This window comes from Dorea sp. YH-dor226 (assembly GCF_039832105.1).
Taxonomy (GTDB): Bacteria; Bacillota; Clostridia; order Lachnospirales; family Lachnospiraceae; genus Dorea_A.
In genome coordinates this window covers 12,688-38,872 of the sequence record NZ_JBDOHS010000021.1, presented here as the reverse complement: position 1 = coordinate 38,872, position 26,185 = coordinate 12,688, and the positions used below count along the sequence as shown (strand labels likewise).

Below are 26,185 nucleotides of genomic sequence, written 5' to 3'. Positions count from 1 at the left end.
ACTTGGCATACAAGGATTCTCCTTTCGTTAAGATCATTGGTTTTTCGTCAACTCCAATATATCATATCGAAGTGAATCCTTGTATTTTATTTGTTACCTATCTATTGTATCCCAACAGTTTTTGACATATGCCTTTTATGAATCACCTTATAGTATTACTTCTTTTCATTATTTTTTAATTTACAGATACCCTGCGTCATTGTTCCCATTGGACAAAATGTACACCAGGTTCGTGGCTTATATAACACCATTACGATCAACCCTAACAACAAAGATGTAAGCATCAAACTATAAAATCCAAAACTAAACTGTGCCACCCAATCAGCTACTGTTCCGGCAGTGTATGTCCATCCCCACGGAACACGGAAGGTCCAGAATAATTTGATGGCTTCACGCAAGGATGATGATCCGGCACCAACTAAATATGTCTGAAATACCATATTCCCAAACATTGTAAGGAAAAATATCAAAAAGCCGTATCGGAACCATTTTGAACTCATCCATCGCGGGGTTGGTTTATTTCTTGAGCATTTTAAATCCCCACCGAGCTTACTAAAAAGCTGGCCACGTCCACACAAATGATTACAGAAAAATTTATTTTCACCGAATATCGCTATTCCTAACGGCAACAGGAAATCAATCATCCCAAACCAAGCAAACAAAATATTAAAAAAACCGAGAGCAAAATAAAGGATCGCCCATATCCATAAATAATCATACCAATGTTTCTTTTTCTTCACATCGCTGTCCTCTCTTTCATTTCAATACAACCTGCCGGACAGGACTTTGCACATTTTCCACATCCTACACACACTGTTTCTTCTACCACAGCATAACATCCATGGTAAACTTTGACAGCTGCCAGCGGACAAGTATTTTCACATACTCCGCAGGCAACACATCTTTTTTTATCGACACTTGCCATTCTTTTTGCCAATGCTTTGTTCCCCTTTCAAATTTTGTATCTCTATTGTACCTGAAAAAGGTAAATCCTTCTGTGATATTATTACATAAGAATTTACCTTGAACGCTAATCATTACAATGACATATTTTTATTATACATTACCTTTATATTTATATATGATGTTTAGAATTTCCTCAGTTGTTCGAATAATTTCTTTTTGTTTTTCTTTCATTGTTATAGATTTGCTTTCTTCTTCAGCTAACGAAGAGTAAAGGTGAATGGTATTAGCATGATTCCATATCTCATCGTAAATTTTCTCGATTTCATCAGCACTCCGAAATGCCTGGTCTGTTTGCATTTGCAAGTGTTCTCGTTGCTCTTCCAGATGATTCATCCGTTCTTGTAACTGATCCCTTTCTTTCTGCAATCGATCATGTTGTGCTTGCAGTTGATCTATTTGTATTTTAATTTCGCTCATCTTTTCTTTCTGTCTCCGCATAAGCATCATCAAATATACAACTACAACTACAAATACAAATAATAGTATTATGTACAGCATAAACTTCTCCTCACGACACATATATTTCGACGGTTTTCCGCAAATCAACTATTGATAATGGCATAGAAAGAACAGTTAGTTTTCCTGAATTCTTTTTAATTTCAACAGCATCAGGATTGCCTGTGATTAAAATTACAGGTGTTGTCCTGTCCGCACGCCATGGCTGATTCGGTTGGCTCGTCATATCTTCGGTAACAATCCAAAGATCCGGCTTATGTCTGCCTAATCTTGTTTTAGCACTTTCCGGTGTGTAAAACAGCATGATCTGATCTGAAATAAATTGCAATGTTTCTTTTAATCCTTTTGCATAACGTTCACTGCCACAGACCAGTGCAATAATAGAAGCAGCTTTCTTTTTTTGTGTTACCTGAATAAAATCCAAAACTGGTGTATTATAGAGACTAAAGTCTTTTTCCAAATGAACTTTATCATAATAACTCTTTGCTGCCTTGCACATCCTCAGACAAAACTGTTCTATGTCTATACGAATATCGTTTCCGTTCTCCTGTATGTTCATACTTTCCAACTGACAAACTGACATTCCACAGTTTAGTCCAAGATGAAAGCGTATATTATTTTCATCATTCAAAAATCCTTTATTTTGATGAAGATATTCACATCGAAGCTGCCAACAGCGTTCTCCGCAAATATATGGCTTTTCATCGGATTGAGATAGTTTAAAGTAGTCCCCTGCATATTCATCAAACCAGCGAATATACTGGGTTCCCACATCACGGGTCGGATTCTTTTGCCGATCCAGCATAACCCGGCCATCTCGATAATGTTTAACAATTTCCGGGAAAGCAATACCTCCGCAAATATCTGGCAAAGTCAATGCCAATGCCAGTGCAGACTGCCATCGTCTATCTACAATATTCAGTTCTACTTCTTCAATTCGGTCCAAAAATGTAAAACTGACATCTCCCTGCATTATTTATCCCTCCCTCATATTCACAACAGTCATGTACTATAGTCAGTATATTTTTATTTATGGCATATGTCAATTATATAATTGACGCATCTAAAAAAAGTAAGTATACTATGTTCGTAAAGGAGATAACTGTTATGAGCTTCGAAAATTATTTTCCACTATGGAATGACTTAAATACAGCACAGAAAAAAGTAATTTCAGACAATTTGATTACACGGGATGTAAAAAAAGGAACGATCATTCACAACGGAAACCTGGATTGTACTGGATTATTACTGGTTAAATCCGGGCAGCTTCGAACTTACATACTTTCAGATGAAGGACGAGAAATTACACTTTACCGCCTGTTCGATATGGATATGTGTCTTTTATCCGCCTCATGTATCATGCAGTCCATTCAATTTGAAGTAACCATTGAAGCAGAAAAAGATACTGATCTTTGGATCATCCCTGCTGAAATCTATAAGGACATCATGAAGGAATCGGCTCCCGTCGCAAACTATACCAATGAATTAATGGCTAGCCGTTTTTCTGATGTCATGTGGCTGATTGAACAGATCATGTGGAAGAGTTTGGATAAGCGTGTTGCTTCATTTCTTTTAGAAGAGACCTCTATCGAAGGAACAAATGAACTGAAAATCACTCACGAAACTATCGCAAACCATCTTGGTTCCCACAGGGAAGTGATCACTCGAATGCTTCGATACTTTCAGGGCGATGGTCTCGTCAAACTCTCACGCGGCAAAATCACCATCCTTGATTCGAAAAGACTGGAAACACTACAAAGATCATAAAACTGTTTTTCTATGACATCTAAAGAATCCTCCATTTATCAGAATTGTGAAAGTCATTCTAATAAATGGGGGATCTTTTTACGCTACAAGTAAATTATAAAATTATTGTGATTATTTTTTAATAATCCATACCACATGCATATGCCCTTTCAATCAACGCACGGTCATTAACCACTGCATCATAGAAGCGGAATCCACCGGAGAAGTTGTATGTTTCATAACCGTTTCCTTCCAGAATACGGCTGGCAATGTAGCTGCGCAGACCACTTTGGCATATCAAGTAAACAGGCTTTCCCTTCTCAATTTCATTGATACGTTCCCTTAGTTCATCTACAGGAATATTTCTGAATCCATCCATATGCCCCCTGTTAAACTCACCTACAGTTCTCACATCCAGCAATACAACACTTTTATCTTTAGAAATCTTATCCATATCTTCCAGATGCCATTGTTTTAAGGTACCTTTTGCTATATTGTCTATCATGAATCCTGCCATATTTACAGGATCCTTGGCAGAGGAATACGGCGGTGCATATGCAAGATCCAGATCTTTCAGCTGGGTTGCCTTCAGCCCTGCATGAATTGCTGTTGCCAGCACATCAATACGTTTATCAACTCCTTCATATCCAATAATCTGAGCACCAAGCAAACGATAAGTCTCTTTTTCAAAAACCACCTTCATGGTCATCACTTTTCCACCAGGATAGTAACCGGCATGACTCATAGGAGAAAGAATTACTGTATCTACATCTAATCCTGACTTTTTGGCATTGGTTTCATTGATACCTGTAGTGGCTGCTGTCATATCAAATACTTTGATAACGGAGCTTCCCTGACTGCCCAGGTAACGGCTGTCACCACCACAAATATTATCAGCGATGATCCTGCCCTGCTTGTTGGCTGGTCCGGCCAAAGAGATCAGCGCATCATCACCCGTAACATAATGTTTTACCTGAACTGCATCACCTGCTGCATAAATATCCGGTACAGAAGTTTCCATTCTGTCATTCACTACGATACTTCCCTTGATGCCAAGTTCCAGACCAGCTTCTTTTGCTAATGCTGTGTCTGGTGTAACTCCGATTGCCAGCACCACCATATCAGCCTGAAGGGATGGATTATCTTTTAATAGAACCTCTACTCCATTGTCCTTTTCTTTAAATCCTTCTACTGTATAGCCCAGTACCAGTTTTATCCCATGCTTTCTCATTTCATTATGGATCATGGATGCCATATCCGGGTCAAATGGGTTCATCAGCTGCTTAGGCCGCTGGACAATTGTAACATCCATGCCAAGCTCCCTCAAATTTTCTGCCAGTTCCAGACCAATAAAACCGCCACCTGCCAATACAGCCGATTTTGGATGATTCTTATTTATATATTCCTTTATCCGAAAAGTGTCTTCTACAGTACGAAGTGTAAAAAGTTTATCCATACCTACTCCGGGAAGTCTCGGCTGTGTTGGCTTTGCACCTGGAGAGAGGATCAGCTTATCATAGTTTTCTTCAAATATCTCACCATTCTCTAAATTTTTCACTGAAACCGTTTTTCGTTCCGGATGTATGGAGATAACTTCATGATGAATTTTCATGTTAATACGGAATCGTTTAAAAAAACTCTCTGGTGTCTGTAGTGTAAGTTCTTCCGGGTCTGTGATCACGTCTCCGATATAATATGGAAGCCCACAATTCGCATAGGATATGTATCCGGATCTTTCAAACACAGTAATTTCTGCATGTTCATCCAATCTTCGTATTCTTGCTGCAGCTGTAGCTCCTCCGGCTACACCGCCTACGATTATTACCTTCATCTTATTTTTCCACCTTTCCTGAATAAGCAGCAATGCCACCAATATTATTTACTTTAGAATATCCCATTCGTTGCAACATCCCAGTTGCTTGACGACTTCGGGCTCCGGAATAACAGTATACAAACAGCGGTATTTCTGTATTCTTCACTACCGAAACAACATTGTTAAGTTGTTGCAATGGCACATTTTTACTTTCTGGTATATGCCCTTCCTGATATTCCTGCGGCGTACGAACATCCAGCAGAACTGCACCAGCAGTCTTTTTATATTCCTCTATCCCTTGATTAATATTCGCCTGTTTTAAAAAATCAAAAAATCCCATTAACGCACCTCCTTAAAGCATCTCTAAGATTGCCTTCTTAGGTCTTGCCCCTGAAACTTTTGTTACAATCTTCCCATTCTTCATAACCACCAAAGTTGGAATACTCATAATACCAAATTTACTTGCCAGTTCTGGCTGCTCATCCACATTGATCTTTCCAACTTTGATATCAGGGCGTTCACTTGCTATCTCCTCTATGATAGGAGCCACCATACGACAAGGAGCACACCAAGGAGCCCAAAAGTCTAAAAGAACGGTTTTCTCGGAATCCATTATTTCATTCTGAAAATTATTTTTATTGATATTAATAGCAGACATTTTACAGTCCTCCTTGTTTTTTCTTTTGTGGCTTTATTATAATCTGAAATTCATTTGTTTTCTGTGATATCATCACATTATTATCATGATTAATTTTTAACTAATTTATTTTTTCATCTTATGATCTGATGGCAGTCTCACTTCTCCGGTCCTTTTCTTCATAATCGAGTTCTGTGTCTCCATCTGTGTTGGAATATAATCGCTTTCCTGCAGAAATGCACCTGCCGCCTCAGCATATGATTCATATCCAGCTGCTTTCATCCTCTTCAACATTTTTGCCAAAGCACTGTTCTTGTCTCTACTCACCTGACGTGTGCTGATGCCCAGTTCCTCTGCTGTTTCTTTAACCTGTTTTCCCATGATAAAATAATCGCTCACGATTTTCTTTTCTTTCTCTGTCAGATCGCTGAAGAGTTCTTTAAAGAAGATCTCAGTTGTAATATCCGATGCAATGTCACGTCCACTATCTGCGATAAAGTCTGTCGCACAACCGTTTTCTGATTCTAATCCACAAAATAATACTGTATTATTTCTCTGATGCTGCTGATCAAACATATAATGTTCCTTATTATAAAAAATATTAAGAACTTCCAGCTCTTCTGCTGTAATATTAGCGTATTTCACCTTCTGATATCTGTCGTAAAATGTGTATTTTCTTTCTTCCATGATTGTTTCTCCGATTTGTCGTTTTTGTTGATTTGATTTGTGACAAATCGAAAATCATGGATATCTGGCATAATGCCTGCCTCTTCCCTGCATCTTGATATGCTCTTCCTTTCCGGCATCTACCTGTTAAAAAGGAAGCTTTTTCAAATCTGCAACCTGTTTTTGGGTATAAAAAAAGGCCATGCCCTTCCGGGCACAGCCTGACGCCTTAAAATTTGAGAAAAGAAAAACCTCCGCAAACATTACGTCTGCGAAGGTCTATTTCTCTCAGCATATCAATTCTAACATGCACGTATTTTCATTGTAATACCATTCACATGCCAGTTTACTGTCAGTTCACTGCCACTTTACTTCCACTTTTCTTCCAGTTTATTTCCTCCATCTTATTCTGTATCTTTTCCGGACGTGTAAATGCCCAGAGCATTGTTGCATACAAACGGATTGCTTTCTTACGGTTTCGATAATAAGTAGTGCTTGGCATATCATCCAGCATCAGCATCACATCTTCATTGGTATTTCCTGCTTCAAAATATCTATATTTCAAAAGCCGATAATACAGCTGTCCATTTTTTGGATAATCCCTCAAAGCTATCAGGGAATCTCTCATGATTTCCAGCAAACAGAGATTCATATCATTATTCAGAAGCTTTTCCTGGATTCTGCGTTTCTCTGCAGTCGCATCGAAATCTACCAGATCATATAACATTTCCTTCAGATGCTTCCCTTCCTCTGCATACATTTCATAATCTATATCCACAAGGTTCTTCTCAATACGGAACATTACTTTAGTATACTGACTCAGCAATAATTCCGTATTCTTATAAGCATCCTCTGCCACTTCTTCCATATTGATAAACATATCCTGTATTCTCTGCATAATTGTCCTCCTTCCCGACCGCTTCCGCAGCCAGACCAATCATTGTATTGTTTGTTCCATTCACAGTCTGTCACTGTCCTAACATCTCTTCATGCAGATTCCGCAGAAATATCCGCTGTGGGATAGCTTCTATTTCTGGCTGATCGGCAACTGTATGATCTATTGAAAGCAATCGGTTCTCACGGGAAAGGATGTATCCCCGACTGCTGATGTTCTCATCGAATATCTATCTCTCCAAAGGGGGCCCTGATTCAGGGCTCCCTTTTAGGACGCCGTTATTTACGTTCCATAAACCATTTATAATTTTCTTCATAAGTCAGATGACAGATTTTTCCACCCACCTGACAGGTATAACGATATCCGGTTCCGCCAGCTTTTCGGCTGGCACAACGCTCCGGTTTTGAAACCTTATCAATCGCATACTTACGTCCATCTTCCCAGACAAACGCTGTAGGGATCAATTCTCCTTCCCGGCTGAATACTGCCAGGACATCTACATACACTTTAGCTGTCATTACAAAACACCTGCTCTCTCCTATCCATGAAAATATGCCTGTGGATGAACCGTATGTTCCTTAGCATTCAGCTGTGCCAGTATCTTATCCTGATACATAAATGCTCTCTGAATACTCTGATAGCCAAACCTTCCACGGATCTCATCTACCACCTGGTCCATCTTTTTGATTTTTTCTCTCTTCGTTTCATCCATAAATAAATCAAGCTGATACGGCATCTCTTCTGATACCAGATCACATCCTCGAACACCAAGACTACGAATTGGATGTTCCCAATTATAGTTTTTCTGGAATAACTCAAATGCAGTTCTGGCAATTTCTTCTGTAAGATTACTTGCCCTGTCCAACTTGCACTGTCTCGTGAAATGATACAATCCATTATCCCGAATCGAGATTTCTACTGTCCTGCATTGAAAACCATTTTCACGAAGCCTGGCTCCTACACTTTCTGAAAGAGCCATCAAAATAATCTTCACGTCCAATTCACTAACAAGATCTCTTGGCGTTGTTGTACTGTTCCCGATAGACTTGATCGGTACTTTATATCCTTCTACCAAAACTGGAGTTTCATCCCATCCATTTGCAAAGGTATGAAGTACCAATCCCATCTTTCCAAGATATGTTTCTAATATAGAAGGTTCTGCTCCTGCCAGATCTCCGATTGTACAAATGCCAAGTTTCTTCATCGTCCGTTCAGTGCTTCTTCCGACCATGAGTAAATCTCCTACTGGAAGTTTCCATGCAATATCCTTGTAATTGTCTTTGGAAAACTCTGTAATGGCATCTGGCTTTTTATAATCAGAACCGAGCTTTGCAAATATCTTATTCCAGGAAACACCAATACTTACGGTAACACCTAGTTCATATTTAATCCGACTGCTGATCTCTTTTGCAATCTTCATTCCGTCTCCCTTGACAGAAGTGCTGGCAGTTACATCCAGCCAGCTTTCATCAATCCCAAATGGTTCTCTCTGATCTGTGTATTCACTGTAAATCTCCTGTGCCATTCTGGAAAACCTCAAATAAAGATCCATGCGAGGCGGTACAAAAATTATTTCCGGGCAAACCTGCCTTGCCTGCCACAATGCCATACCTGTTTTTACTCCGGCTCGCTTTGCAATATAATTCGCAGTCAGCACAATTCCATGTCTTGCTTCCGGATCGCCCCCAACTGCCATCGGCTTTCCGGCAAGTTCCGGATGATGCAACATCTCGACACTTGCGTAAAAGCAATTCATATCTGAATGAAGAATTGTCCTGCTCATAACATTCACCTACCAGTCTAAAAATCGTAATAAAACTTCTTTGCTTCATATTGACTTTGTGAAGTTTTTGAATTATAATTTCTACTAACTTCACGAACGTTTGTTTGTATTTTATACGTGATAATGAACTCTGTCAATAGTTTTTATAAAGTTGATGAAGTTACGATTTCAAAAACTTGGAAAGGATCCCACTATGAATTTTTCAGACAAGATTAAATTTCAACGAGAACAGAATCATCTGACGCAGAAAGAACTTGCAGAACTGGTCGGCGTATCACAGCGTGCAATCGCAGCTTATGAAAGTTCCGGCACCATCGCACGAATCTCTACTATGAGAAAGCTCGCTCATGCATTAAATGTCTCTTATGATTATTTAAAACATGACGAGATTACAGATCCTTCTTATGGAATTGAAAAAATGGATTATATTGATGAAGTCAATGGACAGCTTGGTGAAAAAGGAGCCAGGGACATCAATGAGATTCTCGAAGCCAACCGTGCTCTTTTCGCTGGTGGCGAACTTGACGAAGAAGCAAAAGATGCTTTCTATCAAGCTGTAACCAAAGCATATCTTTCCTGTAAGATGGAAGCTAAAAAGACATTTGGACGGAAAAAGAAAAACACTGAAACGGAAAGTGATTCATAGGTGTCCGTATTTTCGTACAGCACTTTTGCTACTCTATACTTGTAGCAAACTATCTTATGAAATATCGAGGTGTTTTTATGAGTTCAAAATGTATAAGAGACACTGTTAATAAAGTAAAAACAAAATATCAGGAAAGTGATCCGTACCGCCTTGCAGCCGCTATGCATATTATTGTTAAGAAGCTTCCGCTTGGAACTGATCCAAACTGTTGTAAAGGCTTCTGTATGCGGGAATGTCGAAAGACCTGCATCGTCATTAACAGCGATCTGCCGGAAATCATACAGCAGATTATCCTGATCCACGAGATTGGGCACGCACTCCTTCATCAGAAAACCCTTCAGATCAAGTGTTTTCATGATTTTGAATTATTCGATGGAGTATCACAATGTGAATATGAAGCGAATTGCTTTGCCGCTGATTATCTTCTGGAGGATGAAGATGTCCTGGAGATGCTTAACGCTGATATGTCATTTTTCCAGGCTGCAGCTGAACTGAAAGTTCCACCGGAACTTCTTGATTTCAAATTCCGAATGATGAAACGTAGCGGTGTTCAGATTGTAGATTCTCCGATTACTTCCAACAGTGACTTTTTAAAAGATATCCCTACTTCGGGAATAATAGAAAATTACTAAATATGCTATTTTTGAAAAAGGAGATTTTTGAAAATGATCAACTTAAATAAACATAGAATAGACTTTGGAAAAGGGGATGTAGGCATTGGTGTCATCGGTAACACTACAGATTCCGCACAACTGGCATTTTATAATCAGAGTGCACGTCCCATCCATATACTCAAGAATCCAGATCAGAATCCTGGGTTCGAACCCATGGAATTTAAAGAAGAACCTTTTATCATGAGCTTCTCCAATCCTGAAAGCATTGATGCAGTTATTTCAATTTTACAACGCGCCAAATATATTAATTTCACTTCCAAAAACGAACCGCAAAAAACAGAATAGATGAATGATGTATCTTATAAAGAATGGCTGTCTTTTCTCCAATGAGCAGGCAGCCATTTCTCATGTAATTCTTTAATACAAGTCTCCCACATATCCATCTGCTTCCAGATGCATATAGCACTCGTCCACCTTCTCTGATTCCAGAATCCGCAAAACGTGTTCCATACCTGTAGCAAGTTCTTTTGTTTTTAACTCTTCCAGCGGAATCCAATAAACTCTTCCTTCCTCAGAACTCTTTAATTCTCCGGTAAACTTATCCGCTTTATACAAGGTAATAACATAGTGCACTCCGCTCTTATGCCAATGATATAATCCTCCAAGCTTCGGTGCTTCAACCGTAAGTCCTGTTTCTTCCCAGACTTCCCGAATCATAGATTTCTGAAAAATCTCATTTGCTTCTACGTGACCGCCTGGAAAAGTTGTACCGGTATAGCTATCATTTACTTTATCCAGAGCCAGTACATTCCCTTTATGATCCTGAATCATACACATATTCATAAAACAGACCTTCTCAATCTGACTCTCTTCTTTTTCATTCAGAGATTTTCTGACACGTTTGTTGATATCCGATCGTTTGGATTTATAATGCTTGAAGACCTCTCCATACGGAATCCAGATTTCTGCATCTTCAATTTTTTCATAAACAGAATCCACCACTTCTTCCAGATGTTTGTCACTCGGAAAAGTACATTTTTTCATATAATAATCTCTGGTTGCCTGAAACATCCATTCCGCAATCTTTTCTTTCTGCTTCATTTTTAACTGGGAATACTTCTTATTCGTTTGCAGTAATCTCCCATCTATCATCTTATGGTTTTTCCGTGACATCGGTTTGACCTCTTTTCTTCTTTTTCATTCAGATTTTACTATACCACAGAATCATGCTTGCGTCATACTTCTGAGCTTCGATGTCCTCTTTTTCTTCTCTCAGTACCTTATTTATAGAGGGTTCTTTTTTAAGACTCTCTTCCGGCGGCTGTGCCACCGGTAAATAGCAAGGACAGGAAGTGTATATACACTTCCGGAAAACCAGCAATTTAGGGAACCCTGCCCTAAATTAAAAACACAGAAGTCACTACTTCGAAGAACCAATGAAAGGAGAATCTGCCTATGGCAAAGAGAAAAAGAAATATACAAATTTTGTTTTGTGTTTCCCCGGAAGAAAAGAAGCTGATTCGCAGAAAGATGATTGAATCAAAAACAAAAAATATGGGAGCTTACCTTCGTAAAATGGCAATCGACGGTTATATTGTCAATACAGACACTACTCCATTAAAGAAACAATACGAGGAAATGCATAAGATCGGTGTGAATATTAATCAGATTGCAAAGAAAGTAAACAGCACCGGAGATCTGTATCCGGAAGAAATGCAAGAATTGAAAGAGCTGGTGAAAGAATTATGGCGTATCTTAAGATCTTCCCAATTAAAGTAACGGACAAGAAAGCTCTGGACTATATTACGAATCCTGATAAGACTGATGAAAAACTGTTAGTTTCCAGTTTTGGCTGTTCCCCGGAAACTGCAGATCTTGAATTTTCCATGACAAGAGAAATGGCGAAAAAGAATGGAATGGACAAAGGTGATAACCTGGCATTTCATCTGATTCAGTCGTTTAAACCTGGAGAAGTTGATGCCGAAAATGCCCATCGCTTAGGGCAGCAATTTGCAGATGAAGTACTGAAAGGAAAATATGAATACGTGATCAGCACCCATGTTGATAAAAATCATATCCACAATCACATCATCTTCAACGCTGCAAGTTTTGTTGATCATCACAAGTATGTTTCCAATAAGCGGAGCTACCATAAACTCTGCAGAATCAGTAATCGTATCTGTCACGAAAATGGACTTGCCACCAGTATGCCAACCGGAGAAAAAGGCAAAAGTTATAAGGAGAACATGGAATATTATCGTGGCACCAGTTGGAAAGCTAAACTTCGTGTTGCGGTTGATAAGGCAATCTGGTCCTCTATCAATTATGAAGAATTTTTACAGAAAATGCAGTTGGCAGGATATGAAATACGACAGGGAAAAAATTTATCCTTCCGGGCACCTGAGCAGAAAAATTTCACCTATATGAAATCTCTCGGAAGCTACTATACAGAAGAAAATGTCCGACTCCGCTTAGAGAAAAATCGTTATAAGACGAAAACTCCGAAGCCTTTGTCCAGAGAAGCTCGCCTGTATATCAATATCTCCACCTATATCACAACAGGCAATCGTGAATGCTTTGAACGCTGGGCAAAACTGAATAATCTGAAAGAAGCGGCACGCACCTTCAACTATCTTTCCGAAAATAACCTGCTGAATTATGAAGATTTCCAACAGCATCTTTCTGATGTTGATGCTTCTGTTAATGCGGCTGATCAGAGAATAATACAAATCAACAATGAGCTGAGTACACAGAAAGTCATTCAGAAACACTGTGATTCTTACCGGCTCTGCCGTAAGGTAATTGAAGATTGCAAATCTGCTAAAAATCCAAAAGCTTACCGGACCAAACATCAGGCAGAATACCAGCTCCACGATTCACTAAAAAAAGAGCTTCAGGATCTCGGTGTTACCAAAATCCCAAGCTCTAATAAAATCCAGAAGAGGATAGAAAATCTTGAATCTGAACAGGCTGCTACTGTCCGGGAAAAACAGGACTTGCAGAAAAAGCAGAAAACACTGGATATCATTAGACAGAATTTCACAGCACTACTTAATGCTCCGGAGATGCAAATTCCCGTATCAGAAAAAGAGCCAACTCTCTAAAAAGAAGAGGTACCTACTTTAACGGTGCCTCTTGCTTTTCGTCTAATCTATTTATATCTTCCTCTTTATGCAATTTCCCATATTACAGTTGCCGTATCAGTAACATTAATATCGTCTGCCTCAATATCTATATCATATGCTCCCGGTGCACTCATTTCACATTCCGTACACTCCATTAATCTCATTTCATTCAATGGCTTTGTTACAAAATCTATCTCTCCCCAAGAATAATCAATTGCCTGTATTTCACCCAATTTCACATTTGCTGCTGTTGTAAGCACCTGTGCCTTTTGAATGGAATCCTCGATTGCTTTATGTAACAGCTCATTTTTACATTTTTCTACATCTGCCACTGTATACTCAATAGAAAACTCTGGCCTTAATGAGCTATGAGCCAAAGCGTAAAGGACTTGCCCTAATCTTTTATTATCAGCTGCAAACTCTATTTTCATATGGTGATTATACTTATAACCTTTAAATCTTCGCTTCCAGCTCTTATCTCTGTCCTGATAGCTTTCATATTCTGTATCGACATTAAAATATACTGTTTTAAGGTCTTTTCTCTGAAAACCAAGTTTCTCAAACAAATCCTTGAGAAGCTCTGTATCTTCTGTTGACCTTCGGAGAGTATCTTCATATTCTTTGCAAAGTTCTTCCTTGTTGACATATAACCGGATTTTATCCGGCTTTACTGCTATTTTCCCTTTTCCTGTAACTGCCCGAAAAAAGGACATAAAAAAATCCCTCCAAATTTAAAAACAAATTCAGAGGGTAATTTAGGGTATAACAAAATAACCCACCCGAATATCGTTTTTTTTATTTGGTGAGTTTGTTCTTTCAAATACGAAACAAAAAGAGCCGATGATTCGTGAATTGTTCCACAATTTCATCGGCTCTGCGTCTTAAGCGTCTGGCTCTTTGATGACAGTTATCTTCAAGTTGTCAACTTTAATCAATCTTTCTTGTCTGCATTTTGGACAATAAAGGGGATAATTCTCCAAAACAGTGTCCTTCCTAATTTTATTACGGGTTTTGCTCCCACAAACAGGACACAATATCCATTCGCATTTCATCATAATTAGTCTCTAATCCTTTCAAATCTCATTTTATATGACTTTTGCAAGCTGTTAAGCTAACTTGTGGAACATATGCCGAACCTTATCTATACGGCTATTCGGGCGGCGGGGTTGGCAAATAAATTTACCAATAGCTGGCTGGTATCCTTTTAACTCTGTCAAGCAGACTCCCTGCCCATTTGTGAAATAAGTTAAATCGTTCCTGTATTCTTGAATACATCTAGCAGGGATTTCTCCTTTCAGAATGACCTCGTCATTCTTTATCTGAGTACTTACAATATCTGCACAATACCTTGGAGCATCATGATACGCCCGTGAGAGATATTCCTGCGGTGCATAAATTTCAAAGTGGAGATATGGCTCTAATAGTTCTGTCCCTGCTTTTTTTAAAGCCTGCTCCAATACGATAGGGGAAAGCAGCCGAAAGTCTGCGGGGGTACTTACAGGACTATAATACAATCCATATTCAAAACAGATTTTACAGTCTGTCACTTTCCATCCATACAGCCCCTGCTCGCAGCCATAAAGAACCCCCTCCATAACCGCATTTTGGAACGATTGATTTAAATATCCAAGTGAAACTCTGCTTTCATACTGCACTCCGCTTCCAATAGGGAGCGGCTCTATGGACAACCCGACAGAAGCCCAGAAAGGATTTGGCGGGACTTCTATGTGGATGGTATATTCTGCTTTTCTAAGCGGTCTTTCCATATATATAACAGTAGGCTCTTTTATTTCTGCCTCCACATGATATTTTTCCTCAAGGATGGCACAAATGACTTCCATCTGCACATTCCCCAAAAAAGAAAGTATAATCTCATGTGTAACAGTATCAATGTCAAAATGCAAAAGAGGGTCTGTATCAGCAATCTCTGCGAGGGCATTTAACAGGGCTTCCCTTTGCTCCGGCTTTTGCGGCTCTACCGTTGTCCGAAGTAATGGCATGGGATTATCAATCCATGTTTTGTGAGGCAGGAGTTTTTCATTTCCCAGAATGTCGTTCAGTTTCAAAGTATCATCAGCTAAAATAACAATTTCTCCCGGACAGGCATGGTCAGCCGGGACGATTTCACCATTTGACGGAACACACATCTCTGTGATTTTTATTTTCTCTTTTTCAGATATTCTAATAACATCCCTCAAATGCAATGTTCCGCTATATATACGCACATAAACAAAACGCCGCCTTTTCTCTGAATATTCAATCTTAAAAACCTGCCCGCATAGTTCAGATTGACCTTCAGGCGTTGATGAATAAAATTTACTGGCAATTACTTCTATAAGCTGCCGAATCCCCAGATTGTTTTTAGCGCTTCCGTGATAAACGGGAAATAACGTTCCGTTTTGGAATCTCCTGTTTTCTTCCTGTTCCAGTTCTGACATTTTAAACGGTTTCCCTGACATATATTTCTCTAATAGTTCATCGTTTCCCATAATTACCGCATCCCACTGTTCCATATCGTCATTGTCCGTTACATTTATATGGGGATGCTGCCCAACCTTTTGCTTCACTATAATTTCCGAAGAAAGCTTTGCTTTCATTTCCCGATATACCATTGGCAAATCAATCCCCTCTTGGTCAATTTTATTGATGAAAAAAATTGTCGGAATCTTCATTATCTGTAGTGCATGAAACAGTATACGGGTCTGTGCCTGTATGCCATCCTTTGCAGAAACTAATAATACTGCTCCGTCTAATACGGATAAAGAACGGTATACTTCCGCCAAAAAATCCATATGGCCTGGCGTATCTATAATGTTGACTTTTACATCCTCCCACTGAAAAGATGTCACTGCTGTCTGGATAGTGATTCCCCTTTGACGCTCCAAATTCATTGTATCTGTCCTTGTTGTGCCTTCATCTACGCTCCCTGGTTCTGCAATTGCACCACTGGTATACAATAAACTTTCCGTTAATGTTGTCTTTCCTGCGTCAACGTGAGCCAGAATGCCTAAGTTAATTATTTTCATGTGATTTTCCTCCTATCAACACCCAAAAAAGGGCATAAAAATACCCAGTGATAAATACTCCTATCACTGGGTAAATAACTCCAATAGCCCCAAAACACTTATATGTTTTCGGGCATATAAAATTACATGATAAAAGTATTCTTAAACTGGGTACAAAAAACTAAGCCCCATATTAAAAGTGAAACGGGACTGCTACTTTTTGTTCCCACTATCAAATTGACAGTTTATTTAAGAATACCTTGCCGCATATTTATTAACTCCTTGTATAATACTGAATCTAATTATATTCCTTAACCCTTTATTTGTCAAGCTGACAAACTAAAGCAGAAAAAGCGGCAGGATTTCCCCCTGCCACTAATCATCTGTTTATGCAAAAATAATTTCCTTTTCCACAATCTCCCTCGCACAAGCCCTTATGTTATTGAGGCATCCTGTCCATTCTAAGGCGTTTTCTGCCTTTAGCTGTTCCGTTATGCCCTGTGCCTGTTTCATACCCTCTATGAGCCTTTCAAAGCGTTCCTGTGCCTGTCTGTTGATGTCGGCAAGGTAGGCGTTTAGCCTGCCGCTTGTAAGAAGATTGGTGTATGTAACTTTACGGTACTGTTTTAGATAATCTAAATGCCGTTGCCCCCAGATGCCTATTGCCTGTTCTTCTTCGGCGGGTACAGTTAAGCACGGTATCAAATAATCCCCTTGCCTTTCGTATTTGCCGCCCAGTTCCTCAAATAATGATTTTGCCATTGTCTGTTACCTCCACATTCTTTTTTATTTTGAATGTCCGCAAAATCCGTCCTACATCTATGGGATTACTTGGAAGATTCCAGTGCATAATCACACGACAATAATTATGAAAATCCAATCCTTCCTGTCCGATTGATGTTGTAGCGAGCACAAATGGACGCATTGGTGAGTTAAAGGCATTTCTGATATTTTCTTTACGCATGACTACCTTGGAATTATCTCCTGCATCCTTTGTAAATCCAACTGCATAACTCGACCTTATTCGACATCCATCACTCTTCCTGTCAGCTCCGTTAATACGTTTTTTGAAATCAGGATAAGTATCAGCGATATAGGTGGCTGTATGTATCTTCAATGAATCCATCATCATGTCATGCACAATCTGATACTGATTTCCATCCGACTGAAAACCTGCTGTTTCTTTCAGCATATGGATATATTCATCAATCATTGCCTGAAAACAGCCATCTTTACAGTATTTAAGTACATTCTGCCAATGGGAATTATCATCCCTGCATCTGCCATAAGCAAGATCAATGATAGCTGTTGACTCCGGCAAATTGAAATTATTGACAAATACCTTTGCAAGCGATGTTGCTCTGGCTGTGCTTCTTCCATTAGAACGATAAATGCATATTGCTGGCGAACCCAGTACCATATTTACCAATGTTTCCAGAAGATCCTCCGGCTTTCTTCCAAGATGAATCTCCTCCGGGGCATCCAAATAACTTCTTAGCTTATCAATATGAGCAATAAAGCCCTTATTTCTCTTATCCTTTGAACTGCTTCTGACCTCAGATGTTGTATCCTCTTCGTCTGTATTCATTTCCCACACAATATCCTCTATCCAATGCTTTGCATAGATGACTCCATCCATGAGCATCGGTGCAAGATAATACCACCTGGCATCTTCCTTATTGTTACCCGAATCACCATACTTTTCTTCGATTATCGCAAGCTTCTCTTTCAGTTTCAGCCGTACAGATTTCTCTATTACTTCTAATGATTCATGATTATTCAATGACTCAATCGGTAAATACATATCAGAAAGTGTCTTTGAAGGATAAAGCAATGCAAACAGGCTCATGCCTCTTACTTCTCCATTTGAAACATTAAACCTGAGCCTTGCCACCGGGTATCGTCTCGAACCATCCGCAAAATACCCCGTATTCTTCTTATCCTGATTCTTTATCTGATGTACCAGTTTTCCAACTGTAAGTCTTTCCGCCTCATAGGAAACAAGCGCACCTATCATTCGTGGAACCATCTCCCATGCAGAAAATACAAGTATTTTTGAAAAGCCTTTGCTGTTTTTATATGCTCCCTGCATCTCATAATATGGCAGTGATGGAGGAATCCACAGATATTTTTCTGCACCGCCGGTAAATGCTTTTTCTTTCAGTGCCTCAAGCCTTGCATTGGTTTTCGGCAGTTCATCATATTTATTGATTTTATTGCGATTCAGCCACAAGAGACATTGTTCTCTTTCACTTCCAAATTCATCTGGATGTTTTATATAATATTTTTCAATCTGCTCTTTAATCTTATATTTCTTCATAAAGGACATAAGATACGGACAGCTCTTTGCATAATCTACCGGTAAAGAATGATTTGAATCCGTTTTTGACAACAATCGTGACATCTGTATATAGGAGTTTATGTCATTTTCATCTATCTGCAAATGATGCTTCACGCTGCTGTCATCCGTATAATCACCGGAATCCATGACAGATATACGCTCTGTCCTGCTGACTCCCTGATACATGGCATTTTCTGCCAGCTCCTTCATACGGATAATTGCACTGTCCCCTGCCTTCAACTCACTTAGAGCATGGGAATAATTCTTCCACACTTCCTTAAATTTAATGTCTTTGACTTCATCATCAAAAAGAAAGTTCATAACCTGAAAAAACTCTGCATAATGCTCATCAAGCTGATTTTCATCTATCTCTTCAAGGGTAGAATACAATTTATATGGTGTAGCCGACAACAGAAGTACCCTTGTATCATGTCCACTAAGGAAACTGTGTGCAAGAATACCAAGCTCACTGTCATCGGATGACAAAAGAAACTTAAATCTCTGAAACTCATCCATGATTACCAGATCCGGCTCAAGCATAGATACACTGATTCTCGCAAACATCACACGAAGCTTATTCATCACATAGTAATTGGAATATGTAAGCTGTTTATTGTATCTTCTTTCATGCAAATGATTAAGCAGCATGTCCCTTATACTTTCATACTCCTGATAATTAAGGATTTTTTCTATCACATTTTGTGGATAGACACCCTTCGTCATCTTTTCGCATTCTGCCACACGATTTTCAAAGTTCCATTTTGCCCATCCATCCCATGCTTTTACAGCATCCATTATCATAAATTTTTCAAGAGAAGTTACATGTCCTTTAAAGTCCGGCATTCTCCTTAAAATGGCATACATAAGTGCTCTTTCCTGCACACTTCCACCTCCGGTGGTCATGCGGAAAGATGTTTCCGGTGTAAGTGGGATAAGCTGTATAAAACCTTCCTTTATCTGCGGATCATTTTCCTGCTCAGTAATCTTTAAATGCTGCATAGACAGTCTGGTATCTGATACTGAGCCGATGGCATTCTTTCCTGTTACATCAAGTTTTCTGATATTCTGATTTGCTATGTTCTGATTAGAGCAGATATAAATTACCTTAAACAGATCATCTTTCTCTTCGATTCTAAGTCTTGCTGTCTTTACAATTGCTCCTCTGGCAATAAGAGTTTTTCCCATACCCACTTCATCTGCTACAAGCACACGATTCTGATTATGCCGGAACAGATAATCCACTCTCTCCACAGTCGCTCTTTGAAAATCCTTCAGACCGGAAAGGGTACGCTTTTCAATTTCATCTATATTAAATTGTAACATGACATCACCTCGTTATCTTCTGATTTTCAAAGTATTACAAAAAGTCTCATACAGTTCACGGAATTCATCCGGTATAATATCCTTATCTGTAACCATCTTAAGCACATATCCAATGTCTTTTATTCTTTCCGGCCCTTCTACAGATGTCTTTAACATCTTTTCATAGAGTGCCGGCATTGCATCACTCGAATTGGCAAAAAAGCCGGATTCTCCCATCTGCTTTCCTTCAAGCATAGATGCTACATAATCATCACCAAGTACACATCATCGTTATCTTTCACTTCACCGGAAAAAGCGACTAACACTTCAAGGTCATTCAGTCCTTTTTCTTTTATCTGTCTCTTAAATTCCTGCACATATCGTACTGCATGAAGTCTGGATGGTGTAACAACCATAGCCTTCGCTCTGCCACCTATCTTATGATAATTGCAGGTAATCTGACATTTATGACTCTCATAAATATAAGGATCTGCAGTTGCTGTCAGAACCCTGGCACTGATCAAATACAAAATCTTGCGGCTTCGTTCTTTCAGTTCACCAATATCTGCTTTGGCTACTTCCATGGTTGGGATAATCGCATGGTGATCGGATACTTTCTTTGAATTTAATACCTTACTCACGTCCGGTTGATATTCCAGACCTTCAGCATAAGGCATTTTCCCAAATAACATCTGAATCAGAGTTTCTGTACTTTCTCCCATCTCATCTGTCAGATACTGGCTGTCTGTTCTCGGATAAGTGACAAGCTTCTGCTCATACATCTCCTGCACAGCATCCAATGTCTGCTGTGCGGTATAGCCAAACATTCTGTTAGCTTCCCTCTGCAGGGTGGTCAGATCATAAAGCTTCGGAGGGCGGACCGTTTTCTCTTTCACATCATCCTTCTCCACTTCGCACATGCGCTCCTGACACTCTGCAGCCACTTTATCTGCATCTTCTTTTTTCTGAAAATTCTCTGTGACCGCATCCATATCGTCAAATTTGATATGAGCCATATAATATTTCTCTTTGGTAAATTCCTTGATCTTCTGATTTCGATCCACGATCATGGCAAGTGTTGGTGTCTGTACTCTTCCAACTTTCAGATTCTGGTTATACAGAACAGAAAAAAGACGGCTCGCATTGATTCCCACCAGCCAGTCAGCCTTTGCCCTGCAAAGAGCTGACTGATAGAGACTGTCATAACACGAACCGTCTTTTAATGACGCAAATCCATCTTTAATTGCCTGTTCTTCCATGGAAGAGATCCAGAGTCGCTTCATCGGCTTTTTACATCCTGCCTGCTCATACACCAGACGGAAGATCAGCTCACCTTCACGTCCTGCATCAGTGGCACAGATCACTTCATCTACTTTGGAATCTCTCATAAGTTTCTTTAAGATTCCAAACTGCTTTTTCGTACCTTCCAATACCTTATGTTTCCAACATTCTGGCACAATCGGCAGATCATCATATCTCCATTTTTTATATTTTTCATCGTATTCCGATGCATCACATAATCCAACTAGATGTCCTACGCACCAGGAAACGATATAACCGTTTCCCTCCACGTAGCCATCTTTTCTTGTTCTGGCTCCAAGCACGGAAGCCAGTGCCATCGCAACCGATGGCTTTTCTGCAATCACTAATTTCATTTACTCCTGCTCCTCTTCTTCATCTTCTAGTACCTCATCATTGAAATCTTCATCTTTCAAAACTTCTGTCCCTGCATTTTCCTGTTCTTCCTGCTCATCTGCATCGTCTACTTCCCGTTTTTCTGACTCTGAATCTTCGGATTCATTTTCATCCTCTTCCATCTCATCTTCATCATCATATTCATGTTTCGGTTTGTAGACTTTCAAGTAATAACCACCTGCCGCAGCTCCAACAGCAACCAATCCGATCAGTAGATAAGTCCCTGCCAAACTTTTGTCTTCTGGCATCTGAATTTCATCCTCTACCTTATCTTTCTCATCTGTCTCTGTCGTTTCCGGCTTTTCTTCTTCAGCCTGTTTCTCTGGTTCTGCATAAACAATATCTACTTCCGGAAGTGTCACAGAATCAGAAAGTGTGAAGTTCATCAGGTCTTTCTCACTGACTTCGGTAAGGAAATACACATTATCCTGAGATTTTGAATTGTCGATGATCAGATAAAAAATCTTACCACTCTTAGTTGAAATGGTATAAAACTCTTTTGTGCCTTCCGTAGCTGTTTTGGTAACAGAATCTGCTGTCTCGCCTTCTTTATTAAGCTGTTCCTCAATACCTGTCACTGTCCGATCATCCACAGTTCCTTTTGCATCTGTTGGCTCAGAAGCCTGTGCATCCTGCGGAAGTGGTGAAGTCGTTGTTTTCTCAGTCCCAGTTGCATCTGCACTGGTCGTGGTTGCCATCGCACCATTGCTGTCACCTGAAGTTTTCTGTTTCTCTGCCTGCTTCTTTGCCCATTCATAATAAGGATTCTGCAACACATACTTTTCAGAAGTATTTCCGGCACCATCCGTTACCGTGATTTCAATCTGTTTTGTTGTAAAATCTTTCTGTGTCAGTTGCACTCTCAGCATTCCATCCTTCAGATCTGTATAAGTGGTGCCATTAACTGTCACAGAAGTAATGCCGGAAACGGTATCATTTCCCTGAATCGTCAGTACACCATCTGTCAGAGATGCAGAAAGCGTAGGCTTTTCTGTGTCATAACACTTAATAGAGCGATTCTGCTCATAGACCTTCCCCTCACCATCTGTCACACGCACATAGACCGTCTGATTACCAGTAATGGAAATACTTCCATTCCCTGTCACATCCTGCCAGCTTCCGTCTTTCCCAGCTTTCGCTTCAATTTTTGTGATAGAAAATCCTTCTGGCATATGACTGGCATCCACAGTAATTGCGACTGCCGTTTCCCCCTGTCTCCAGCCATCTGGCTTTTCAATCGTAATTGCGGGTGCTGTATTCTCTGCCGCTAACACACTCTGTGTCTGCAACATAGGCGATGTCAAGCAAAGAATCGTTGTTGCCGCAAGCAATCCTTTTTTCACGCTATTTTTAGATTTCTTCTGTTTCATCTTCTCTAAATTCATCATCAGACCTTGTTTCCTCCTTCTGTATTTCTACCCTGCCGGGCAGTTCATTTTTCATTCTCTTTTTGAAAGCTTCCAGCTCTGGAATGCTCATATCCATTGCACGGATAATTTTTACAATTTCCAGATTTTCCGCTTCTGTTTTTGCTATCTCCGCAGCCTTGAAACGCTTTAAATCTGCTTCATATCTGGCTTTGGATGCTTCCATTTTTTCCTTGGCTTTCTCATAATCTGCCGTTGCTTTTTCAAGACTTTTCATCGCTTCTCCTTTCCGGACGGCTGTTACACCGCCCTTTTCCTTACCATCGTCCGAATCCATAGAAATGACTCTGCCAGTATGGAGAGTTGATGGACGTATACTGCACCGGATGCCCACAATGGATCATCTGACCATTGCCCACATAGATTCCGATATGCGTTACCGGAACTCCTGCATCGTAAGTACCTGTAAAGAAGATCAGATCTCCTGGCTGTGCTTCTGACTGAGATACCGGCGTACAAATGTCATACAATCCCTGTGCCGTTAATCTTCCTGTATTCCTTACACCTGAATGTGTCAGGCAGTAACTTACGAATCCAGAACAGTCAAATCCACTTGGCGAATATCCACCCCACACATACGGTGTCCCAAGATATCTCGCTGCTTCATTTAACAAACGCTGTGCTGCTTCACTGGTATATTCATTGCCGCCAAATCCTGCCCCTTCTCCTGTTTCCAGATAAAAGATCGGGTTTAACCGCTCTCCATTTTTCAGAAGTTCAATGTGAAGATGGCTTCCTGTAGAATTTCCAGTATTTCCTACAAGCCCTATCTCATCACCTTTCGTGACGGATGCTCCTGCAGATACACTCCGGCTGCTTAAATGTGCATACCGCAGTTCATAGCCTTTACTGTCCTTGATCACAACATAATTGCCATAGCTGTCGTTATAAGCAGAAGTTGTAACCGTTCCGGTCAGCCCTGCCATTACTTTTGTCCCTTCCGGTGCTCCGATATCCATACCATTATGAAGCTGATTTGCTCCTGATATTGGATGAATCCTGTATCCATAATAGCTGGTCACACTGGAATACCAGTTAAAATCAACCGGTGTTGCAAACATCTGCAAGTTGCCTTTTGTATCGTTGTAGGCACTGAACAGTTCTTTCTGGAAAAATCCCAACCTGTCCTGACAGATTGACATCAGGTTTCCACTATTTAAGGTGACATTCAGCACATCTACATCTCTTGTCCTGGTCACTTCCACTTCATTGCTTCCATTATCATCTGCCAGATAACATTCCCATGTTTGATGTCCATGTGCAGATGCTGCCGCATGACTGTCATAATAGACATCAAACTGTACACCGTATCTTGCGAAAGCTCCGGTATCTTCTACAGTATATTCGACACCATTCATAACTACCTTTGTTCCCATTGGTACAAACGGATTGGAAGCATCTACCGCTAAGGTATGATTGGCAGTTGGATATGCTCCACTGGCAGTCGGTCCTCCGCTCCAAATACCACAACAAATTGGGCAGTTACAATACCCACTGGTCACAACCTGTCCCAAAGATTCTCCAACTCTTACAGTTGCTGTCTCTGTCACAGTCTCATTGACTGCTTCTGTTTCTAACCGATACTGCAATGCAAAAAGAGCATCCAGTTCTGGCTTTACCTGTTCAAAGGTAAATTCTTCATACTTTGCTGACAGATAACTGATCAGGATAAACGGATCATGCTCAATAGGTCCGATGTTATATCGGTATTCCTCATGTCCCGGTTCTTCAGATTCCATGTTGTTGATCCGCTCCTGCAGATTAGCTTCCAGCTGTGTATAATACAATTCCGCTTCCCGGATTGCCTGATCCGATGACAGATAACTGGTCCCTGTGTAAGTGATTACATTTTGTAAAAACACTGCAGAACATGACGTGACATTCGTTATGATCAGAAACATCAATCCGATCAGAACTGCTACACTGATATACACCTTCCGATTTTCTTTAAAGAAGTTGGTGACCTTACCGCCAATCTTCTTAATATAATCAATCGTACCTTTTGTAGCTGTTCCTACTGTCTGTTCACTTCGCTTCGCTTTGGCATAATCCCATTTGATCTGTTGCTTCTGAATCTGTTTTTTCAGCTTCTTCTGCTCCTGATGGGATGCAGCCTGTGCCTGTTTCTCTTCCTGTCTTTCAAGTCTGCTTCTTTTTCTGGATGCCCACTGTTTCCTGCGTCTGGCACTTCTCTGTTCCAGCCGGTAAACACCTTCGCCGCTTTCTTCTAACTTATGGGCACCTTCTACCGCCGCATTATCGTCTTCATTTTTGCTGATCTCACGGTGCAATGCTACGGAAGTTGCACTTCCTGCTTTCTTGACAACAGAAGTTTTTTCTGTTTTCACAGATTCCCCTTCACCAAACTTCAAACGGGATTTTTTCTTTCCAGGAGTTTCTCCTTCATTTGCCTGATAGACCTGTGCTTTCTTGGAATGCTGCTTTGCTTCCTTTTTCTTTCTTGCTTCTTCATAAGAAAACTTTTTGGCTTTTTCTTTCTGTTTCTGATGGCGGAAATTGACTCCATCCGTATCCATCTGGTTCAATTTCTCCATATCTTTGTCATTTTTCACAGAAGCACCAGTTTCCTCATAAGCAAACTTCAAACGTTGTTTTTGTTTTGGCTTTTTGCTGCCACCTGTCTGATTTCTCCGGCTGTCTCCTCTGTTTTCTGATAGATCAGCACGTTTTTCTTTCAGTCTCCCTGACTGTCCGGCTTCGGATTCTTCTGCAAGTCTGGATTCTTTTCCGACTTCAGCACGGATTCTTTTTCTATTTTGCTGTTTACTACTCTGTCCAAAATCCTCACTTTGCTTCTCTGTCCGTATCAGTTCCGGTGCATCTCTGGATTTTTGCACAGAGGGTCGAATATTTTTCCCACTCCGTTCAGACTGGCGGGGAGACTTATCCACAAGGTTTTCTTCTTTTTCCCCCTGTTTTCTTCCCATCTGCACATCACCGACACGGTTACTGACACGAACAGAAGATTTATCTGTCAGGTTTTCTTCCACCAGACCATCCTTGGTCATCTTCTGGACTTTCTTGTCCCTGACTTTCATTCTCTGTTC

At 40.1% G+C, this 26,185-nt stretch carries 28 protein-coding genes; 6 read left to right on the top strand and 22 right to left on the bottom strand.

The annotated features are described in order from the left end of the window. Positions 1-155 precede the first annotated feature (155 nt). From ABE547_RS13430 to ABE547_RS13415, 4 genes are all read right to left on the bottom strand, one after another. Positions 156-740: a 4Fe-4S binding protein gene (locus ABE547_RS13430; RefSeq protein ID WP_055195153.1), complete on the bottom strand. Its 585-nt coding sequence runs from the start codon at positions 738-740 to the stop codon at positions 156-158. Continuing rightward, a complete protein-coding gene (locus ABE547_RS13425) occupies positions 737-937 on the bottom strand; it encodes a 4Fe-4S binding protein (RefSeq protein ID WP_222891075.1) in 201 nt (66 codons plus the stop codon). Before ABE547_RS13425 ends, ABE547_RS13430 begins: the two co-directional genes overlap by 4 nt. Before the next feature lie 119 nt (positions 938-1,056). After that, on the bottom strand, positions 1,057-1,383 hold the full coding sequence (locus tag ABE547_RS13420) for a hypothetical protein (RefSeq protein WP_222891074.1): 327 nt from the start codon (positions 1,381-1,383) through the stop codon (positions 1,057-1,059). 91 nt (positions 1,384-1,474) lie between these two features. Beyond that, the gene (locus ABE547_RS13415; protein WP_028086467.1) at positions 1,475-2,395 is read right to left on the bottom strand and encodes a hypothetical protein; all 921 of its coding nucleotides are present in this window, start codon (positions 2,393-2,395) and stop codon (positions 1,475-1,477) included. 110 nt (positions 2,396-2,505) lie between these two features. Between ABE547_RS13415 and ABE547_RS13410 the strand changes: the two genes are divergently transcribed. After that, entirely contained in the window at positions 2,506-3,189 is a 684-nt protein-coding gene (locus ABE547_RS13410; protein ID WP_044924472.1) for a Crp/Fnr family transcriptional regulator, read from the top strand. 118 nt (positions 3,190-3,307) lie between these two features. On the opposite strand, the gene ABE547_RS13405 is transcribed toward ABE547_RS13410, so the two are convergent. The 7 genes from ABE547_RS13405 to dinB form a co-directional block, all read right to left on the bottom strand. After that, on the bottom strand, positions 3,308-4,999 hold the full coding sequence (locus tag ABE547_RS13405) for an FAD-dependent oxidoreductase (protein WP_073106970.1): 1,692 nt from the start codon (positions 4,997-4,999) through the stop codon (positions 3,308-3,310). A gap of 1 nt (position 5,000) precedes the next feature. Next, a complete protein-coding gene (locus tag ABE547_RS13400; protein WP_028086465.1) occupies positions 5,001-5,321 on the bottom strand; it encodes a rhodanese-like domain-containing protein in 321 nt (106 codons plus the stop codon). Positions 5,322-5,333: 12 nt separating this feature from the next. Beyond that, on the bottom strand, positions 5,334-5,639 hold the full coding sequence (gene trxA / locus ABE547_RS13395) for a thioredoxin (RefSeq protein WP_028086464.1): 306 nt from the start codon (positions 5,637-5,639) through the stop codon (positions 5,334-5,336). A gap of 105 nt (positions 5,640-5,744) precedes the next feature. Next, the gene (locus ABE547_RS13390) at positions 5,745-6,305 is read right to left on the bottom strand and encodes a sigma factor-like helix-turn-helix DNA-binding protein (RefSeq protein ID WP_026650124.1); all 561 of its coding nucleotides are present in this window, start codon (positions 6,303-6,305) and stop codon (positions 5,745-5,747) included. A 331-nt stretch (positions 6,306-6,636) separates the two neighbouring features. Further along, complete coding sequence (locus ABE547_RS13385; RefSeq protein WP_026650125.1) at positions 6,637-7,182, bottom strand: hypothetical protein; 546 nt, start codon at positions 7,180-7,182, stop codon at positions 6,637-6,639. 275 nt (positions 7,183-7,457) lie between these two features. Beyond that, positions 7,458-7,697 carry a hypothetical protein gene (locus ABE547_RS13380; protein WP_026650126.1) on the bottom strand — a complete coding sequence of 80 codons (240 nt, stop codon included), beginning with the start codon at positions 7,695-7,697 and terminating at the stop codon, positions 7,458-7,460. A gap of 20 nt (positions 7,698-7,717) precedes the next feature. Continuing rightward, the gene (gene dinB, locus ABE547_RS13375; protein ID WP_227147687.1) at positions 7,718-8,962 is read right to left on the bottom strand and encodes a DNA polymerase IV; all 1,245 of its coding nucleotides are present in this window, start codon (positions 8,960-8,962) and stop codon (positions 7,718-7,720) included. 193 nt (positions 8,963-9,155) lie between these two features. Between dinB and ABE547_RS13370 the strand changes: the two genes are divergently transcribed. The 3 genes from ABE547_RS13370 (at position 9,156) to ABE547_RS13360 (ending at position 10,567) form a co-directional block, all read left to right on the top strand. Further along, positions 9,156-9,608, top strand: coding sequence for a helix-turn-helix transcriptional regulator (locus ABE547_RS13370; protein ID WP_055299425.1), 453 nt, complete (start codon positions 9,156-9,158; stop codon positions 9,606-9,608). 77 nt (positions 9,609-9,685) lie between these two features. Further along, positions 9,686-10,240, top strand: coding sequence for an ImmA/IrrE family metallo-endopeptidase (locus tag ABE547_RS13365; protein ID WP_055182584.1), 555 nt, complete (start codon positions 9,686-9,688; stop codon positions 10,238-10,240). Between the two features lie 33 nt (positions 10,241-10,273). Next, positions 10,274-10,567 (top strand): hypothetical protein, encoded by a 294-nt coding sequence (locus tag ABE547_RS13360; RefSeq protein WP_026650130.1) that lies wholly within the window; start codon positions 10,274-10,276, stop codon positions 10,565-10,567. Positions 10,568-10,639: 72 nt separating this feature from the next. On the opposite strand, the gene ABE547_RS13355 is transcribed toward ABE547_RS13360, so the two are convergent. Further along, positions 10,640-11,395 (bottom strand): NUDIX domain-containing protein, encoded by a 756-nt coding sequence (locus ABE547_RS13355; protein ID WP_049946956.1) that lies wholly within the window; start codon positions 11,393-11,395, stop codon positions 10,640-10,642. A gap of 282 nt (positions 11,396-11,677) precedes the next feature. Between ABE547_RS13355 and ABE547_RS13350 the strand changes: the two genes are divergently transcribed. Further along, positions 11,678-12,001, top strand: coding sequence for a MobC family plasmid mobilization relaxosome protein (locus tag ABE547_RS13350; RefSeq protein WP_347105213.1), 324 nt, complete (start codon positions 11,678-11,680; stop codon positions 11,999-12,001). After that, complete coding sequence (locus ABE547_RS13345) at positions 11,968-13,326, top strand: relaxase/mobilization nuclease domain-containing protein (RefSeq protein ID WP_347379233.1); 1,359 nt, start codon at positions 11,968-11,970, stop codon at positions 13,324-13,326. Before ABE547_RS13350 ends, ABE547_RS13345 begins: the two co-directional genes overlap by 34 nt. 65 nt (positions 13,327-13,391) lie before the next feature. On the opposite strand, the gene ABE547_RS13340 is transcribed toward ABE547_RS13345, so the two are convergent. The 10 genes from ABE547_RS13340 to ABE547_RS13295 form a co-directional block, all read right to left on the bottom strand. Continuing rightward, positions 13,392-14,060, bottom strand: coding sequence for an SIMPL domain-containing protein (locus tag ABE547_RS13340; RefSeq protein ID WP_055182586.1), 669 nt, complete (start codon positions 14,058-14,060; stop codon positions 13,392-13,394). A gap of 168 nt (positions 14,061-14,228) precedes the next feature. Further along, positions 14,229-14,402 carry a cysteine-rich KTR domain-containing protein gene (locus ABE547_RS13335; RefSeq protein WP_002779755.1) on the bottom strand — a complete coding sequence of 58 codons (174 nt, stop codon included), beginning with the start codon at positions 14,400-14,402 and terminating at the stop codon, positions 14,229-14,231. Positions 14,403-14,453: 51 nt separating this feature from the next. Beyond that, the gene (gene tet(O) / locus ABE547_RS13330; protein WP_347379232.1) at positions 14,454-16,373 is read right to left on the bottom strand and encodes a tetracycline resistance ribosomal protection protein Tet(O); all 1,920 of its coding nucleotides are present in this window, start codon (positions 16,371-16,373) and stop codon (positions 14,454-14,456) included. Positions 16,374-16,739: 366 nt separating this feature from the next. Further along, complete coding sequence (locus ABE547_RS13325; RefSeq protein ID WP_001129922.1) at positions 16,740-17,114, bottom strand: TnpV protein; 375 nt, start codon at positions 17,112-17,114, stop codon at positions 16,740-16,742. After that, on the bottom strand, positions 17,095-20,016 hold the full coding sequence (locus tag ABE547_RS13320) for a hypothetical protein (protein ID WP_231301769.1): 2,922 nt from the start codon (positions 20,014-20,016) through the stop codon (positions 17,095-17,097). The genes ABE547_RS13325 and ABE547_RS13320 overlap by 20 nt, the downstream gene beginning before the upstream one ends. A gap of 12 nt (positions 20,017-20,028) precedes the next feature. Further along, the gene (locus ABE547_RS13315) at positions 20,029-20,232 is read right to left on the bottom strand and encodes a hypothetical protein (protein WP_347379231.1); all 204 of its coding nucleotides are present in this window, start codon (positions 20,230-20,232) and stop codon (positions 20,029-20,031) included. A 23-nt stretch (positions 20,233-20,255) separates the two neighbouring features. After that, complete coding sequence (locus tag ABE547_RS13310; RefSeq protein WP_347379230.1) at positions 20,256-21,650, bottom strand: DNA topoisomerase; 1,395 nt, start codon at positions 21,648-21,650, stop codon at positions 20,256-20,258. Further along, positions 21,651-23,075, bottom strand: coding sequence for a CD1107 family mobile element protein (locus tag ABE547_RS13305; protein ID WP_044924458.1), 1,425 nt, complete (start codon positions 23,073-23,075; stop codon positions 21,651-21,653). After that, complete coding sequence (locus ABE547_RS13300; RefSeq protein WP_227163109.1) at positions 23,041-23,394, bottom strand: DUF4315 family protein; 354 nt, start codon at positions 23,392-23,394, stop codon at positions 23,041-23,043. Before ABE547_RS13300 ends, ABE547_RS13305 begins: the two co-directional genes overlap by 35 nt. Next, complete coding sequence (locus ABE547_RS13295) at positions 23,375-26,176, bottom strand: CD1108 family mobile element protein (RefSeq protein WP_028086444.1); 2,802 nt, start codon at positions 26,174-26,176, stop codon at positions 23,375-23,377. The genes ABE547_RS13300 and ABE547_RS13295 overlap by 20 nt, the downstream gene beginning before the upstream one ends. Positions 26,177-26,185: the final 9 nt, after the last annotated feature.